Source organism: Iodobacter sp. BJB302 (assembly GCF_002735645.1).
GTDB lineage: Bacteria > Pseudomonadota > Gammaproteobacteria > Burkholderiales > Chitinibacteraceae > Iodobacter.
In genome coordinates this window covers 1-17,117 of record NZ_PDZG01000005.1, presented here as the reverse complement: position 1 = coordinate 17,117, position 17,117 = coordinate 1, and the positions used below count along the sequence as shown (strand labels likewise).

General features: G+C 55.7%; 12 protein-coding genes and 1 tRNA gene. 6 read left to right on the top strand and 7 right to left on the bottom strand.

What is annotated here, in order from left to right:
* Positions 1–42: 42 nt before the first annotated feature.
* Entirely contained in the window at positions 43–252 is a 210-nt protein-coding gene (locus CSQ88_RS02670) for an MbtH family protein (protein ID WP_099396556.1), read from the top strand.
* A 41-nt stretch (positions 253–293) separates the two neighbouring features.
* The gene (locus CSQ88_RS02665; protein ID WP_099396555.1) at positions 294–8,747 is read left to right on the top strand and encodes a non-ribosomal peptide synthetase; all 8,454 of its coding nucleotides are present in this window, start codon (positions 294–296) and stop codon (positions 8,745–8,747) included.
* 53 nt (positions 8,748–8,800) lie between these two features.
* On the opposite strand, the gene CSQ88_RS02660 is transcribed toward CSQ88_RS02665, so the two are convergent.
* From CSQ88_RS02660 to fepD, 3 genes are read right to left on the bottom strand one after another with little or no spacing between them, the layout of a single operon-like run.
* Positions 8,801–9,622 (bottom strand): ABC transporter ATP-binding protein, encoded by an 822-nt coding sequence (locus CSQ88_RS02660; RefSeq protein ID WP_099396554.1) that lies wholly within the window; start codon positions 9,620–9,622, stop codon positions 8,801–8,803.
* A complete protein-coding gene (gene fepG, locus CSQ88_RS02655; RefSeq protein ID WP_257212431.1) occupies positions 9,619–10,653 on the bottom strand; it encodes an iron-enterobactin ABC transporter permease in 1,035 nt (344 codons plus the stop codon). The genes CSQ88_RS02660 and fepG overlap by 4 nt, the downstream gene beginning before the upstream one ends.
* On the bottom strand, positions 10,650–11,666 hold the full coding sequence (gene fepD / locus CSQ88_RS02650; RefSeq protein ID WP_099396553.1) for a Fe(3+)-siderophore ABC transporter permease: 1,017 nt from the start codon (positions 11,664–11,666) through the stop codon (positions 10,650–10,652). The genes fepG and fepD overlap by 4 nt, the downstream gene beginning before the upstream one ends.
* 114 nt (positions 11,667–11,780) lie before the next feature.
* Here fepD and entS point away from each other — a divergent pair, with 114 nt between their 5' ends.
* Positions 11,781–13,058 carry an enterobactin transporter EntS gene (entS, locus tag CSQ88_RS02645; RefSeq protein ID WP_099396637.1) on the top strand — a complete coding sequence of 426 codons (1,278 nt, stop codon included), beginning with the start codon at positions 11,781–11,783 and terminating at the stop codon, positions 13,056–13,058.
* A gap of 45 nt (positions 13,059–13,103) precedes the next feature.
* Here the strand turns inward: entS and fepB are convergent, their stop codons facing one another.
* The gene (fepB, locus tag CSQ88_RS02640; protein WP_257212429.1) at positions 13,104–14,087 is read right to left on the bottom strand and encodes a Fe2+-enterobactin ABC transporter substrate-binding protein; all 984 of its coding nucleotides are present in this window, start codon (positions 14,085–14,087) and stop codon (positions 13,104–13,106) included.
* A gap of 179 nt (positions 14,088–14,266) precedes the next feature.
* Here fepB and CSQ88_RS02635 point away from each other — a divergent pair, with 179 nt between their 5' ends.
* Both CSQ88_RS02635 and CSQ88_RS02630 read left to right on the top strand, forming a co-directional pair.
* The gene (locus CSQ88_RS02635; RefSeq protein ID WP_099396552.1) at positions 14,267–15,052 is read left to right on the top strand and encodes a 2,3-dihydro-2,3-dihydroxybenzoate dehydrogenase; all 786 of its coding nucleotides are present in this window, start codon (positions 14,267–14,269) and stop codon (positions 15,050–15,052) included.
* Between the two features lie 12 nt (positions 15,053–15,064).
* Positions 15,065–15,730, top strand: coding sequence for a 4'-phosphopantetheinyl transferase superfamily protein (locus tag CSQ88_RS02630; protein ID WP_099396551.1), 666 nt, complete (start codon positions 15,065–15,067; stop codon positions 15,728–15,730).
* On the opposite strand, the gene CSQ88_RS02625 is transcribed toward CSQ88_RS02630, so the two are convergent.
* Complete coding sequence (locus CSQ88_RS02625; protein WP_180273503.1) at positions 15,727–16,065, bottom strand: DUF1289 domain-containing protein; 339 nt, start codon at positions 16,063–16,065, stop codon at positions 15,727–15,729. The genes CSQ88_RS02630 and CSQ88_RS02625 overlap by 4 nt on opposite strands.
* Positions 16,066–16,130: 65 nt before the next feature.
* Entirely contained in the window at positions 16,131–16,631 is a 501-nt protein-coding gene (locus CSQ88_RS02620; RefSeq protein WP_099396549.1) for a hypothetical protein, read from the bottom strand.
* A 263-nt stretch (positions 16,632–16,894) separates the two neighbouring features.
* Between CSQ88_RS02620 and CSQ88_RS02615 the strand changes: the two genes are divergently transcribed.
* Positions 16,895–16,971: transfer RNA gene (locus tag CSQ88_RS02615), tRNA-Gln, on the top strand.
* Positions 16,972–17,026: 55 nt separating this feature from the next.
* Here the strand turns inward: CSQ88_RS02615 and CSQ88_RS02610 are convergent.
* Positions 17,027–17,117 (bottom strand): IS3 family transposase (locus CSQ88_RS02610; RefSeq protein WP_143449393.1); only part of this gene is annotated, 91 nt, incomplete at its 5' end.

Sequence of the window (17,117 nt, the reverse complement as noted above, 5' to 3'; positions counted from 1 at the left end):
GTCAGCCCATTTTAAAACCGGTTTTAAGCGGAGATTCAAAGTATGAGCAACGAGCAGGTTAATCCTTTTGATGATGAAAGCCAGGATTTTTTTGTGTTGAAAAACGCCTTGGGCCAATACAGCCTGTGGCCTGATTTTGCTGCGGTGCCTGCAGGCTGGAATAAGGTATTGGGGCCGGAAAGCCATGCCCGCTGCCTTGAATATATTGAGCTGAACTGGCTGGATATTCGCGTCACCCAGTCTGTGCATTAATTTTGCCCGCAGCGGGTCTACTTTTAAAGGGAATAGGCATCTTGTTAAGTACTGTTACGCAGAACTCCTCAGCAGAAAGCGGGCTGGAATTGCCCATTGTTGGATCACAACTGGGCATTTGGCTGGCCGATCAGATATCGCCGCTAAAAAATGGCTATACCGTTGCGCATTATACGGAGCTGCAAGGCGCATTGGACGTGGCCTGCCTGCAACGTGCTGTAAGGCAGGGGCTGAGCGAAGCAGATACGCTGCACGCGCGGTTTCGGGAAGGTGATTCCGGCCCCGTGCAATATTTACCGCTGGCCGTGGATGCAGATTGTCTGCCTGATGCCGAATTCTTAGATTTAAGTGATCAAAACGATGCGGGCGCTGCGGTGCTGGCGCTGATGCGTGCAGATCTTGATCAGGCCGGGGCGGCTGATTCGGGCCAGGCGCTGTACCGGCATATTATTTTTAAGGCGGGCAATGAGCGCTGGTTCTGGTATCAGCGCTATCACCATGTGTGCGTTGACGGCTATAGCTTTAGCGCGCTGACACGGCGGATTGCGGCAATTTATACCGATTTGCAACAAGGCCATGCGGTCAGCGCCACGCCCTTTGTCTCTTTTGCCCGCGTGGTGGATGAGTACCTGGCCTATCAGCAGTCTGCGCTTTACCAGCGCGACCGCCAGTTCTGGCAGGACTACAGCGCTGATTTGGCACAGCCGGTTTCTCTGACTGCCCATCATGGCGGCCAGTCTTTTGCCAATGTAAATGCCTTAAAGCAAAGCTTTCAGCTGCAAAGAAGCACGGGCCTGCCGGCTGATGTGAGCGAGCCAGAATTACTGATGGCGGGCATTTTTGCTTATTTATCTAGGATGACCGGCTCGGCAAGGCCGGTATTGGGCGTGCCATTTATGCGCCGCATGGGGTCTGCCGCGCTGAATGCTATTGGCCCTGTGGTGAATGTATTGCCATTGCAGCTCAGAGTGGATACGGGGCTAAGCCTGTGTGAGCTGGCCAAACGCCTGGCTTTGGAGCTGCAGCGGGTACGCAGGCACCAGCGTTATGACGCTGAGCAGGTGCAGCGCGATATGGGAGCAGGCCGCCGCCCCTTGTACGGGCCAGGTATTAATTTAAAGATTTACGAGCAAAGCCTGCAATTGGGCAGCTTGCAAGCCACGACGCATATTCTGGCTGCAGGCCCGGTTGATGATCTGGAGTTCGGTATTGCGCTGGAAGAGCAGCAGCTGGTGCTTAGCCTGACAGCTAATCCAGATCGCTATCAGCCTGAAGAGCTGGTATTACATTGTGAACGTTTAAGCGCATTTTTAAATGCCCTGATGGCCAGCCCGCATGCGCCGATTGATACGCTGGCCTTATTAGCCCCTGCCGAAACAGCAAGGCTGGAAAAATGGTCAGCCGGGCCTGCGATTGCACTGCCAGAAATCAACACCGTTATTGATTTGTTTCAGCAGCAGGCTTTGCAATCTGCCGGGTATAAGGCGCTGGTTTTTGGGGCGGAAACGCTGGATTTTAGCGGGCTAAGCGCAAAAGTAGCGCGCCTTGCCCGCCTGCTGATGCAGCAAGGGATAGGTCGGGGCGATATTGTGGCCATTGCTTTGCCACGCAGTGTGGATTCGGTGGTGTCTGTGCTGGCGGTATTGTCGGCAGGCGCGGCTTATTTACCGCTGGATCTGGATTACCCCAAAGATCGTTTGGCCATGCTGTGCGACGATGCGCAGCCCGCGCTGCTGCTGGCTTTAAGTAATTGCGATTTGCTTTTGCAGGCACAGGCTTTATATCTTGATTCACCGGATTGCATGGCGCAATTGTCTGCTTTATCTGCTCTGCCGCTTAGCGATAGCGATAGGGCTGCGCCACTAAATAAGGCGGATCCTGCCTACATTATTTATACCTCCGGATCGACCGGTAAGCCTAAGGGAGTGATGGTTAGCCACGGCAGCTTGCTTAATTTACTGATCTCTCATCAGCATGGCTTTATTGCAGACATGATGCAGCGCCTTGGCGGGCGCAGAGTGCGTGCGGCGCATAGTACTTCATTCTCATTTGATGCTTCGTGGGAGCCGCTGTTCTTTTTACTTTTGGGCCATGAGCTGCATCTTTGCGATGAAGAATTGCGGCGCGATGCTCAGGCCTTGCACGAATTTATTCAGGCGCAGCAAATCGATATGCTGGATGTGCCGCCACCGGTATTACAACAATTGCTCGCTTGCGGTTTGGCCGTGGCCAACCATGTGCCGGATCTGATTCTGATTGGCGGCGAGGCGGTGTCTCCGGCGCTGTGGAATGAGCTGCGCCAGTATCCCCGGCTGCATGTTTATAATTTTTATGGCCCTACCGAATACACCATCGATGCCTTAGGTGCTTGCGTGTCGCAGGCAAAGCAGCCGGTCATCGGCCGGCCTGTGGCTAATACTCAGGCTTATGTGCTTAACCATGCCTTGCAAAAAGTAGCGCAGGGCGTGGTGGGTGATTTATATCTGGCGGGTGAAGGAATGGCGCTGGGCTATTTGCGCCGCCCCGGCCAAACCGCCAGCCGCTTTGTGGCAAATCCTTTTGCAGAAGGGCGGATGTACCGCACGGGTGATTTAGTCCGCTGGCGCAGCGACGGGCTGCTGGAGTTTATCGGCCGGGCCGATTTTCAAATCAAGGTACGCGGTTTTCGGATTGAGCCGGGCGAAGTAGAACACGCCCTGCTTAAGCTGCCAGGGGTGAAGGGCGCTGTGGTAATTGCTGAGCCGCTTGGGGCAAGCCACCGTCTGATTGCCTACTGCACGGCAGAGCACGATGCGCCGGGCTTAAACCTTGATTTACTTGCCAGGCTGGCCGGGCAGCTGCCCGATTATATGGTTCCGTCAGCGCTAATGATCCTGCCTGCCTGGCCTTTGAATGTGAACGGCAAAATCGACAAAGAGGCGCTGCCCAAACCCGCTCAGCAAAGCCAGAGCCGTCCGGCTGCCAGCGATGCCGAGCACTTGCTTTGCAATGGCGTAGCTAAGGTGCTGGGGCTGGAAATCCTTGGCCCGGATGATGATTTCTTTCATTTGGGCGGGGATAGTATTTCGGCAATGGCGCTGGGCTCAGAGCTAAGACGCGCTGGGTTCTTACTCAGGCCGCGCGATGTGTTTTCCCAGCGCACGCCCGCCAGAATGGCCACCATTTTAGAGCGGCTGGACAGCGCACCCACAGCAGGCAGCGAGGCAACAGGGCGCTTGGGGCGCTTGCCAATAGTGAGCTGGTTTGCTGAGCATTACGGGCTGGACAGATGCTTTGCTCAGGGTGTGCTTTTGCGTATTCCAAAGGAAATTCAGCCTGCTCATTTGCACACCGCACTGCACGCTCTGCAACGCAGCCACCCGGTTTTACGCGCCAGGGCGGATGAACAGGGTTTGCTGCTCACGGCCGATTGGGATACAGCCCAGCCAGAGCAGCAGCAATTACTGCCGCAGGATGATTTCTCTGCCGTGATGGATGCCCGGTTTGCAGCGGCCTGCGCCAGCTTAAAACCCTCAGCCGGAAAAATGATGCAGGCAGTGCATTTTGCCGGGGAAGCCGAAAGCTTTCTGATGCTGGTGCTGCACCATCTGCTGATTGATGGCGTGTCATGGCGAATTTTGCTGGCCGATTTGCAAGAGGCCAGTGAGGCTGCGCTGAATAATACGGCGGCGCTGCTGCTGCGTGAATCATGCACGGTGCAGGATTGGGCGCAGCGGCTGGCCGGGCAAATCCCTGCACGCCGTGCGGAGCTGGCACTGTGGCAGGCTGCGCTGGCCGGGCCGTCTGGCGGGCGGGTGTTAGATCCTGTACGGGATACCTATGGATCGGCAAGCCAGAGCCGTACTTTGCTGGATGCCGGTTTAAGCGCAGCGCTTTTATCTGATTTGCCCGCTGCTTATCAGGCGCAGATTGAAGAGCTGATGCTGCTTGCGGTGTCCTTAGCGTATAGCGAGGTATTTGCCAGCCCGCGCGTCAGTGTTTCGCTGGAATCTCATGGCCGCCAGCTTGATGACGGCCATGCAGATTTAAGCCGCACCATAGGCTGGCTGACCAGCGAATATCCGCTGGCGATTGAGCTGAAAAACCTGGATCTGGCGGGTGTAGCGGCAGGAAGCCATGCGGCAGCAGAGGCAGTAAAGGCCATCAAGCGCAGCACCCGTGCGATTGCAGATAAAGGGCTGGGCTATGGCATTTTGCGTTATCTGGATGATGAAAACGGCCCTGCCCTTGCAAAGCTGGAAGCCGCTAACCGGCCACAGTTCTTATTCAATTATCTGGGGCGCTTTACGGGCGCGGCCGAATTTTGGGCCCCGCAAAGCACGGCAGGATATTTTGCCGATGCGTTTGCGGTGCATACCGACCCAACGATGCCTTTGCTCTATGGTTTGGAAGTTAATTTATTTACAGAAGAAAGCAGCAGCGGCCCGCAACTGGCCCTGAACTGGACATGGGCGACGGCGCTGTTTAGCAAGGCTGAAATAGCCGCCCTGCATCAGCGCTTTACCGCCTATGTGGCAGGCTTGATGCACTTTGCCAAGGCCCGGCCTTTGCTGGCGCTTGATACGCTGGTAGGGGTGGAAACGCCGGTAAGCGATTCGGCGCTGCACGCTTTAAGCCAGCGCTACGGGCCACTGGCGGCGGTTTTACCCGCTTTGCCTTTGCAGGAAGGCCTGTTGTTTCATGCCCAGCTGGGCGATGCAGGCAGCAAATACAACTCGATTACCCGCATTGAGCTGCTTGGCCCGCTGGATACCGAAAGACTGCGCGATGCGCTGGAAGCGGTGCTTGATCGCCATCCTCAGCTGGCGGCGATGTTTGATGATGAATCGGGCAGTTTACAGCTCTTGCCTTTGGTGAGTGGCCACGGGCGCCGCTGGCCATGGGCGCAGCAGGATATCAGCCACTTAAGCAAGGCGGAGCAGCAGGCTGAGCTGGCACGATCAGAGCAGCAGGAATTAAACCGTGATTTTGTGATTGGCGGCGCAGATATTCTGCTCAACGCGCTGCTAATCCGCCAGGGCCATCATCAGCACACACTTTGCTTAACGGCACATCATCTGGTGGTGGATGGCTGGTCTACGCCAATTCTGCTGGGTGATTTGCTGCGCGCCTACGGGGATGGCACTTTAGCCGCCACCCGTGTGGATTATGCAACGGTGGTGAAGCAACTGGCAGCCCGTCCGCTGGCGGCCACCAGGGCGATCTGGACAGATGTACTGGCCGGGGTGAAACCAACCGTGTTATTTGGCGATAATCCTGAGCCCGGCAAGGTGAATACCCTGGAGCTGGTGGTGCCAGATGCGCTGGAGCAAGCCTTAACTGCAAAGGCGCGTCAGCAGGGTTTAACGCTTAATTCCATGATGCAGGGAATGTGGGCTGCACTGCTTTCAATCATGAGCGGGCGTAATGATGTGGTGTTCGGCTCGCCCGTATCGGGGCGTTTTAGTCCCGGCGTGGAAGAGCATATTGGCTTATTTAGTAATACCCTGCCCGTGCGCGTGCGACTTAATCCGCATCAGCCTTTGCTCGCCCAATTAGCCGCCGTGCAGGCTCAGCAGATTCAGCTGCTGGAGCACGATGGCCTGGGCCTGGGTGAAATCCAGCGCCTGGCAGGAGCGCCCACCTTATTTGATACCCTGCTGGTGGTAGAAAACTACCCGGAGCAGGATGAATTGCTGGCGCGGGATTACCACGGCTTGCGGGTAGGTGCGCTGCGAAACCGCGGCTATACCCATTATCCTTTAACCGTTCTGGTGCTGCCGGGCCAGCAATTACGCCTCGTGATTGAATACCGGGATGTGGTGCAGGATGTGGCCCGGTGGGCAGAGCGGATTTTAATGCTGCTGAGCCATCTGGCTGATGATGCTGATCTACCATGGGCTGCTTTCAAACCGCAGATTCAGGCCGAGCAGGCCCTGATTCAATCCCTGAATGCAACCGATACCCCGCTGCCCGCTCATACCCTGTGTGATTTACTGCAGGCGCAGGCAGAGCGGACGCCGGATGTTGTGGCTTTGCAGGATGTGGAAAGATCGCTCAGCTACCGGCAAATGCGGCTGGAGGTGGCGCAGCTTGCCGGGCACTTGCAAGCCGCAGGCGTGGGTGCGGGTGATATTGTGGCAGTGGCTCTGCCCCGCTCGGCTCATCTCAGCTTGGCTTTAATGGCGGTGCTGGAAGCGGGCGCTGCTTATCTGCCGCTGGATGTGGGCTACCCGGCTGAGCGGCTGAGCTATATGGTGGCAGACGCTAAGCCGCGTTTAATCATCAGCGACAGCACGCTGGCCGCCCGTTTTGCGGGAATGGGGCCGCTGCTGCTGGCAGACCGCCTGCCAGGGCAAGCGCCGCAGCAGGCTGCGGTGATGCTGACGCCAGATCATGCTGCCTATCTTTTATATACATCGGGATCGACTGGTCACCCCAAGGGTGTGCTGGTTTCGCACCGCGCTATTGTGAACCGGCTGGTCTGGATGCAGCATGAATACGCCCTGCAGGCCGACGATGTAGTGCTGCAAAAAACCCCGTGCAGCTTTGATGTTTCAGTATGGGAATTCTTCTGGCCCTTAATGTACGGTGCCAAACTCTTTATGGCGCCGCCTGAAGCGCATAAAGACCCGGAAGAACTACTGGCACTGATTGCTGAGCAGCAGATTACAACGCTGCATTTTGTGCCTTCGATGCTGGCCGCTTTTATTGCCCAGCCTAATGCCTTATCGCCAGATTGCGCCAGCCTGAGACGTGTATTTTGCAGCGGAGAAGCGCTGCCCCGCGAGCTGGCTGATCGCTATGCGGCGCTGATTGCCGCACCCCTGCATAATCTTTACGGGCCAACCGAGGCGGCAGTGGATGTGACATACAAACCTGCGCAGGATAAAGACGTGGGCACAGCACGCGCGAGCAGCGTGCCTATTGGCCGCCCCGTCTGGAATACTCAGCTGCGCGTGCTGGATGCCTATTTGCGCGAAGTGCCGCTGGGTGTGGCAGGTGATTTATATCTAACCGGTGTGCAACTAGCAGATGGCTATTTAGGGCGAGCAAGCCTAACAGCAGGGCGTTTTGTGGCAGATCCTTTTGCTGCGGGCGGGCGGATGTATCGCACAGGAGATGTGGTGCGCTATCTGCCAACGGGCGATGTTGAATACCTTGGCCGTAGCGATGATCAGCTAAAAATTCGTGGCCAGCGCATCGAGCTGGGCGAAATCGAGGCGGCGCTCTTGCAGCAGCCGGGCATTGCCCGTGCTGTGGTGCACGCGCGTTTACTGGGTGTGCAGGTGGCAGCAACAGGCGCGGATGCCCGCCAGCTGCTGGCCTATGCCATTGCGGAAGACTGCCAGTCACCCCCTGATCCCCAGGCCGTGCTTGCGGCGCTGGCGCAAGTGCTTCCCGCCTATATGGTACCGGTGGCGCTGGTTTATCTGAGCGAGTTTCCATTAAGCGCCAATGGTAAGCTGGATCGCAAAGCCTTGCCCGAGCCTGTTTTAATGGCGAATTCTGCCCGCCGTGCGCCAAGGGCAGGTCTGGAGAGCCAGATTGCGAATGTCTTTGCGCAAATACTCGGGCAATCGCTTATTTCTGCCGAAGATGATTTCTTTATGCTGGGCGGCCATTCCCTGATGGCGATGCGTTTAGCGGCTGCTTTGCGCAGTGAACTCAAGCGGCCGGTGTCTGTTGGGCAAATTATGGTGGCGTCCAGCGTGCAAAAGCTGGCCGCGCTGCTGAGCGATGAGCAGCAGGCGAATGACCCGAATAACGCAGGCTTTGGCGAAGTGCTTTATTTGCGGGCTGGCCTTGGCAAACCGCTGTTCTTTATCCATCCAGCTTCCGGTTTTGCATGGCAATACAGCGGCTTTGCCCGCCAGCTTTCCGGCCAGTGGCCTTTAATTGGCTTGCAGTCGCCAAGGCCGGACGGCGTGATTGCCACTTGCGCCAATATGGATGAAGTGTGCGATCGGCATCTGGCTAATTTACTGCGCATTCAGCCGCAAGGCCCGTATCACTTACTGGGCTACTCTTTTGGCGGCGCGGTGGCGCACGGGCTGGCGGCAAGGCTGCAGGCTATGGGTGAGCAAGTCGCTTTCCTGGGGTTGTTTGATATGTATCCCCCCGAAGAGCAGGATTGGACCGCGCCTTCGGAAGAAGAGGCCAATACCGAGCTGGACAGGGAGCGCGAGCAATTTATGCTGGCGGCAGAAGAGGGCGCAGATGAATTTATGCTGCGTGAAAAAACCGAGATGTTTGAGCAGATTGTGGCCAACTACGCGGATGCCGTGCGGCTCTTATCCAGCGCACACTCCTCCCGTTTTGATGGCAAAGCACAGCTGTTTGTAGCCAGCCGCACACTGCCCGCAGATTGGGATATTCAGGCCCGCTGGGCGGCTTATGTGGAAGAGCTGGAAGCCCACTACCTGGACTGCGCCCACGAGGATATCGTCTCGCCCGAATCCCTGACGGTGCTAGGGCCTTTGCTTGATCAGATCCTGACTAAAACGCTGAGCTGATAAAAAATACCCCGCTGATACGAGGGCGGGGTATTTTTTTTGTATTGGTTTGATCAGCGCAAATGCGGCCTGCCGCGCGGGATAATCATTGGGGTGTGGCTGACCGGATCGTCGATAATCAGGCAGGGCAGGCCAAAGACGTTTTCTACCAGCTCTGGCGTCATGATCTGGCGGGGCGTGCCTGTGGCGACGATTTGCCCTTCTTTCATTACGATCAGCTGGCTGGCGTAGCGGCAGGCGTGGTTCAGATCGTGCAATACCGCCACCAGGGTGCGGCCTTGCTCATTCAGGGTGCGAAACAGCTCCAGTAGCTCAATCTGGTGGGCAATATCCAGATAGGTTGTGGGCTCATCCAGCAGCAAAATGGATGTTTGCTGGGCCAGTGCCATCGCCACCCAGACGCGTTGCCTTTGCCCGCCAGACAGCGCGTCTACATTTTGCCCGGCAAGCTCCGTGATGCCTGTGGCTTGCATTGCGCTGGCCACGGCGTCTTCGTCGCTGCGGCTCCATTGCCGCAGCAGGCTTTGGTGCGGGTAGCGGCCACGGGCAACGAGATCGGCCACACAAATGCCTTCGGGCGCGGTGGAAGATTGCGGCAGAAGGCCAAGTTGTGTGGCTACAAATTTAGCCGGGTAATGGTGGATATCTTTGCCATCGAGGCTGATTTGCCCTGTGGAGGGTTTGATCAGCCTTGCCAGGCTGCGCAGCAGCGTTGATTTGCCACAGCCATTGGGGCCGATAATCACAGTAAAAGCATCATCGCTGATTTGCAGGTCAAGCTGATCGCAAATCACGCGCTGCCCGTAGCCCAGCTGCAGGTTTTTACCCTTTAAGCGGCTGGCGGCGGGGGCGGTTTGGGTTAGCATTGCGGTCATATACGTTTTGCTTCACAGAGTAAGAGCCAGATCAGATAAACCCCGCCAATACTTACCGTGATAACGCCTACCGGGAATTGTTGGGGGAAGAATAAATGTTGCGCGGTGATATCTGCCAGCAGCAGCAGCAGAGCGCCCATTAAGGCCGAAAGATACAGAGTTGTCGTGTTGCTTATCCGGTTCACAATTTGCGGTGCAACAAGGGCAATAAAGGCAATGGGCCCGGTGGCGGCTGTGGCTGCGGCAATCAGGGCCACGCCGAGCGCCATCAGCTGCAGACGGGTGCGCTCGGCAGGGATGCCTAATGCGCTGGCGCTATCGTCGCCCATTTCTAATAGCTGCATCCTGCGGCCAAGCAGCAGGGCCAGCAGCATACAGCTAAGGCAAAAAGCCGCAGCAGGCAGGCCTTTGGCCCATGACATGCCATTGAGCGATCCTGCTGCCCACAGCGCCACACTCATGGCCGCTTCAAGGCTGCCGGTAATGCTGAGCCAGGTATTAAAGGCTGCCAGCATGGCGCTGACGGCAATCCCGGTAATAATCAGCCTGAAGCCGTGTATGCCTTGCCGCCAAGCCAGCAAATAAACCAAGAGTGCCGTCAGCAGCCCGCCAATAATAGCGCCGGTGGCGATCTCCAGATAACCGCCGTTTAAAAGGATGATGGTGATTAGCGCGCCGGTATGTGCGCCTGTGCCAAAGCCAATCACATCGGGGCTGCCCAGCGGGTTTCGTACCAGCGATTGAAAAATGGCCCCGCTCATGCCCAATGCCGCGCCAATCACCAGCGCCATTAATACGCGTGGCAGCCGCCATTGATTGATGACAATCATGGCTCGGCTGCTGCCTTCGCCTTTGAGCGCAGCAAAGACTTCTGCGTTTGAAAATGATAATGCTCCCAGCTTTAAGGCCATCACTCCCAGCAGCAGGCAGGCCAGCGCAAGAATAAAAGCGAGGCGCAGCCCGGCAAGATTGAGGCGGAAGCTGATGGCTCCATCCGGCCTGCCAATGAGGATAGTGCGGCGCGCCATCATGTGCGCACCTGCTTGCGGGCCAGCCAGATCAGCATTGGTGCGCCCACAAAGGCGGTGACAATTGATACGCGCAACTCGCCGGGCACCAGCAGGCGGCCCACCATATCGGCCCCGAGCAGCAAAATGGGGGCAAGTAAAATGGTCAGTGGCAAGATCCGCCGCTGATCCGGGCCAACCAGCCAGCGCGCCACCTGCGGGATCATCAGGCCGATAAAACCAATTGGCCCCGCAATGGCCGTTGTTGCGCCTGTGAGCAGGGTAATGGCCAAAATGCTGAAGGCCTGCGTGATCCAGGGCCGTGTACCCAGTGTTACGGATAATTCTGCGCCCATGCTGAGTGCATTCAGCGGCCTTGCTAATAAAAGTGCTAATACGCTGCCGGTGATCATGGCGGGTAAGACCATCAGGACCAGATCCAGATTACGTACATCCAGCGTGCCTGCATTCCAGTAGCGGATACGATCAAAAGCCATGGGGTTAAACAGCACCAGCCCCGAAGAAATACCGTGCATGACCGCGCCAATCGCCACACCCGCCAGAATAAAGCGGCTGGGGTCCAGCCTGCCCACACTCCAGACGCCAATAAAATAAACCAGAAGTGTGGTGATTAAAGCGCCCGCGCAGGCAAAGCCAACAAAGGCGGCAGGCTGCTGGATATTAAATAGCGCTACGGCAAGCACCACCGCAAAGCTGGCCCCTGCATTCACCCCAAGCAAGCCGGGATCTGCAAGCGGATTACGCGTCAGCGCCTGGATCAGTGCACCGGTGAGGCCCAGTGCGGCTCCGGCAAACAGGCCAAGCAGCGTTCTGGGCAGCCTGCTCTCCAGCACAATAATGCTGTCCGGGTGTTGGGCTGCGCCAAAAAAGCTGTCGTAAACCACGGCCAGCGGGATGGGCTTGGCCCCCATGGTCAGGCTAAGCAGCACAAAAAAGCAGAGCAAGATAAACACTAAGGCATATCGGGAGCGGTTTTTTTGCCTCGGAAAAGGGGCGGGCGCAGCGGAATTAAGCATTAAATGAGAATGTTAATCATATTCATTTCGATGCTTAATGATACCATAGCCGTCAAGCTGGTGACAGATTTCGCCTTGCGCTGCTCCCGATTCTTTTTCTTTTTTGGATTTCTTATGAGTAAACCCGGATCGTCTATTTTTGTTGATTTCAGTCTGCTTAAAAATAATTCAAACTTTCGGTCTGTTTTTATAGCGCGTTTAATTTCTGTGCTCTCTCTAGGCATGCTCACTGTGGCGGTGCCGGTGCAAATCCATGCGCTGACTGGCTCGGCATTGCATGTAGGGATGGCGGTAGCGCTGGATGGCGTGGGGATGTTTGTAGGGCTGATGTGTGGCGGTGTGCTGGCTGATCGCTACGACAGGCGCAAGCTGATTCTGATGGCCCGCAGCTTGTGCGGTATTGGCTTTTTAGTGCTGGCTTTGAACAGCTTTATTTCAGCGCCCTCTCTGCTGGCACTCTATCTGGTTGCGGTCTGGGATGGTTTTTTTGGGGCACTTGGAATCACGGCCCTGATGGCGAGTATTCCGGCGCTGGTAGGGCGTGAAAATCTGCCGGCGGCAGGCGCATTAAGCATGCTGACCGTTCGTTTGGGGGCGATTTTGTCCCCGGCCATTGCCGGTGTGGTGATTGCTTTGGCAGGGGTAAGCTGGAACTACCTGCTGGCAGGGCTTGGCACCCTGTGCACATTAATTCCTTTGCTGCGTTTGCCTTCCATGAAAGCGGCTGCGGGCCAGCCTCAGCATCCCTTGCGTGCCTTAGCCGATGGCGTGTGCTTTTTGCAGCAAAGCCCCGTGGTTGGGGCCGTGGTGGTGATGGGCACTTTACAAACATTATTAAGCTCGGTGCGGGTGATGTTTCCGGTGCTGGCTCTGGCTGTGTATGGCGGCGGTGCTTTTGAAGTGGGCCTGATGTATTCGGCGGTGCCGCTGGGGGCGATGACGGGTGCGTTTACCAGTGGCTGGGTGGCGCGGGTACAGCGGCCGGGCTTGTCACTGATTACTGCGGTGATCTCAGCGGCGCTGGCGATTGTTGTGTTTGGCCTGATTACTCATCTGCCATCGGGCCTGGTGGCGCTTGTTGTATTTGGTTATCTGGGCTCGATCAGCTCTTTATTGCAGTTCACCTTAGTGCAGCAGCACACGCCGGATCATTTGCTGGGGCGGATAAACAGCCTGTGGAGTGCTCAGGATGTGGTGGGGGATTCAGCAGGGGCTTTGGGGCTGGGGGCTTTGGCCCGTGCATTTGCGCCACTGATGGCAGTGTGCTCTTTTGCGGGCGGCGTTGCGCTGACCGGGGCCATGCTGGGGCTTGGGTTTAGTGGTTTGCGGCGCTTGCAGAATCCCCCGCCAGAGGCTGAGCTGCCAGATGCGGCATCTGAGGCGGCTCATTAAAGCAATGTTTGCCTAGCTGCCTGAATACGCCAGCCAGGCTGCTGTTTACTTAAAGTGCTGCTCAATCCGCTTCAGCATATTGCTGGCGCTGTAGTAATCCATGCGAAAAGTATCCAAGCCTACGGCATAAACGCGATTGTTGGATATGGCCAGATTTTGTTGCAGAAACTTATTATTTTTGACTTTGGCTACGGTTGAATCATCGGCGGTAAACAGCAGCATGGTTTTGCCCTGCAGCCCTGCAGAGAATTTTTCACCCGTTAGCTGGGTGAAGTCCTTGCGTATGCCCATGCTGGTATCGCCTTTGGCTGCATCCGGAATAGTCGCAAGTGTAAAGCCCAGATCCAGCAGTAGCCGCCCTTGTGCGGAGTTGGTAGTCCATACATTGGCGCCAGAGTTATCTTCGTAGTAAACCATGGCGTTTACGGGCTGGGGCGGGAGATGGATTTTTTGTTTTGTGGCACTGAGCTTGCTGCTGAAGTCTTTGATTGCTGCCGCTGCATCTTGCTCGTGGCCGGTAATGGCCCCCAGCTGGGTGGCAATCGCTTGCCAGTCTTTATCGTCATAATGAATGATCACTGTTGGGGCAATCTGGTTGAGCTGATCATAAATTTTACGGGCAGAATCGCCGCCGGTTGCAGACACAATAATCAGATCAGGATTGGCTGCAGCAATGGTTTCAGCATTGGGCTCGCCATGGTAAAGCGGCTCTACTTTGCGCTCTTTAGCGATATGCGCCCATTGGCGGAAAAACCCCTGCTCATCTGAGGTTACGGTGTTAACCGCTCCGGTGCCGCTGCCAATCACAGGGGCATTAATGGTGAGCAGCGTGCCGGTAAGCGTCACACTGGTCGATACAATCCGCTGGGGCGGGGCCTTGATGGTGAGCTTGCCCTGAGGTGTGTCGAAAGTGCGTGGCCAGCCGCTGGTCTGCGTTTCGGCTGCAGTTGTTTTTGAGCCGGAATCGCAGCCTGCAAGCAGGGCCGCGCCAATAAGCATAAAGGCCAGAAGGCCGTGTTTTGTATTCACTGAAAGACTCGCTTGTGTGGTTTTTGCTGGCGTCAGGGGAAAGAGCCTGTAAATGAAGCTGGCGCTTACAGCCTTATTAATTATTTTAATACGAATAATTATTATTCGTATTAAAATATTGCTTCAGACGGCCTGAAAAGCGTCTTGTGCCACCAGAAAACAACAAGGAAAGCCCTCTTATGCAAGATCAGCTTTATCGTGGAAAAGTAGCCATTGTGACCGGAGCGGCCCAAGGGATTGGTGCGGCTGTTGTGCAGGCTTTAGGCCGCCAGGGTGCGATCGTTGCAGCACTGGATATTCAGGCGGAGCGCTTACAGGCTGCGGCTTTGCAATATCGGGTTGAAGGTCTGGCGGTGCATGCTTATCCTGTGGATATGCGTAGCAGCAGCCGGATTAGCGAGGTGGTTGGGCAAATTGAAGCTGAGCTGGGGCCGGTTGCTGTGCTGGTGAATGCTGCAGGCATATTGCATATGTCGGCCATCTGCGCGATGAGCGATGAAGATTGGGAAAACACCTTTGCGGTGAATACGCATGGCCCCTTTTATTTATCCAGAGCCGTGGCGCAGCGTATGATTCCGCGCCGCAGCGGTGCGATTGTCACGGTAGGATCAAATGCGGCTGAAGTGCCGCGGCTGCAAATGGCGGCCTATGCCGCATCTAAGGCGGCGGTGGGGCATTTTACCAAGTGCCTGGGGCTGGAGCTGGCTGAATACGGCATACGCTGTAATATTGTCTCCCCCGGCTCTACCGATACGGCCATGCAGCGCCAGCTTTGGCAGGATGAAAGCGATGTGCAAAAAGTGATAGCAGGCTCTTTGCCAGGCTATCGCACAGGTATTCCGCTGGGGCGGATTGCGGATGCGGAGGATATTGCCGCATCGGTACTCTTTTTACTCTCGCCCGGTGCCCGCCATATCACCATGCATAATTTGTGTGTGGATGGCGGGGCGACGTTGGGTATTTAACCGGAAAAATGTGTGCTGAAGATCTGGCGTGTCTATCTGGATGATGCAGCCTGGCTGAGCGGGCCAGGGCTGGCTGTGCTGGATGAGCAGGAGCATCAGCGCTGGCAGAGCCTGCGCAGAGCGCTTGATGCGAACCGTTATGCGGCCGCACATATTGCTTTACGCGCTGTTCTGGCCAGTGAGCTGGACTGCTTACCAGCCGATATCCGCTATCAGCATAATCCATGGTGCAAGCCATTTTTGCACCATGGCCCGGCATTTTCATTAAGCCACAGCGGGGGGATTGCCCTGATTGCTTTGCAGCCCCTGGGGCCTTTGGGAATAGATATCGAGCTGCATAATAATGACACTGATCCGGATTGGTTCAGTGATTTCCAAAGCCCTGCGGAGTTGAGGAAAATAGCTCAGCCCTTAAGCGCCGCACAGGCTTTAAAGCTGTGGGTGCGCAAAGAGGCAGTGCTCAAGGCGTTTGGGCGGGGTTTGCATTTACCCATGTCGCAAGTGGTGCTGCCGCAGGGCGAAAACCGGCGCATGCGGGCAATGATTCATTGCGAAAGTGAAAACACCCTTTGGCATCTTTATGATTTGGATGTGGGTATAGAGGCTTTGGCGGCTTTAGTCAGCCGCCGCAGTTATACCGCTCAGGAATTACAGGTGAAGGACTGGCCTGCAGTTTAGCTTTGGCCCCGCTCACTGATGATCTCGCCAAGGCATTCGGGGCAAAAGCAATCGCCCGATGCGCCGGATGGCGATAACACCGGCGGAAAATCCATACACCAGCATCCCCCGTTCTGCCCGCCGCTGCCGCAGCTAAATTCTGAACCGCAGCGCTGACATTGTTTGTTGATTAAAGGCAGGGCCAGCAAGCGTTGCCAGACGATGGTTTTTTCTGCATCTGTTGCTGCAGACCAGAGGCGAATCTCATCCAGGGTACGGCGGCAACCCGTACAGGTTTGTGCGTCGTCCAGCTTGCACTGGCCAATGCATGGCGAGGGAACAGGGGTTTCAGACATGATCAGATCAGGCGGGCAAATAACGATTTTACCAGCCAGGCTCTGATCTTCTGCAAAATCCTTTTTTATTGCTCTATGTCGAAATACACATTTTTTAGCTGATGCGCTTCGCTTTCAGACAGATCGGCCAGATGATGCAGCGCGTTTTCTGCCGCAACCAAGGGCGGGGGCGGAGCGTTGGAGGTCTTTTCTTCAAACTGAATCACGCCTGCCATTTTCCACTCGCCATCAATACGCTTGAGTTGATAGCTGGTGCAATATTCCCACGGGCTGCCATCGGTGAGCAGTACCCGCCAGCGCAGCCTGGCAGTGGCCAGCGTGGGTGTAATTTTCAGCATACTGAGGATGGTGTAGCGTGCGTTGTGAAAGCCTTGGTTTTTATACCAGTCAAATAATATGCATGTGGTGTGATAGAGCTCTTCCAGCTTGGGCCAGTCGGTTTTTTCCCCGTTGATTAAGGAAAAGAACGGCAGGCAAAACATATCCGTTACGCCATCCACATCCAGCTTTGCGTAGACTTTGGAAAAAACCTCAAAGAATGCTTCCAGATCTTCTGTTTCATCCATGCTGCACCAAGACTTAGTCCCATGAAAATTATTAATGCCAATGGTATAGGGAAAGTATTGCAATGAAAACAAGAAAGTAAGTAGAAAGCCTTACTGTGGCTTTCTGGATAATATAGCGCTTTATTGGCCGTGGATTGGGCCTGCAATGCGCTATAAACGGGCCCGCTGAGATGGCTGAAAGACGGATTTTTACCGGGTGGCTTACAAATTTTTGCTAAAGGCTTCACAAAACAAAATTCTTCATGTAGTATGCCGATCTCTTCAGGGGAGTCGCCAAGTTGGTTAAGGCATCGGATTTTGATTCCGACATGCGAAGGTTCGAATCCTTCTTCCCCTGCCAAGAGCAAAATAAGCCGCGTAATGAACTGACCCCAATTAGTTGGACAGTATAAAAGCTAGGCGCTCAAGGGCTGGGTTCTGTATTGCACAGGACTCAGCCCTTTTAACTTCAGTTTGATTCGGTCGTGGTTATAGTAATGGATGTAA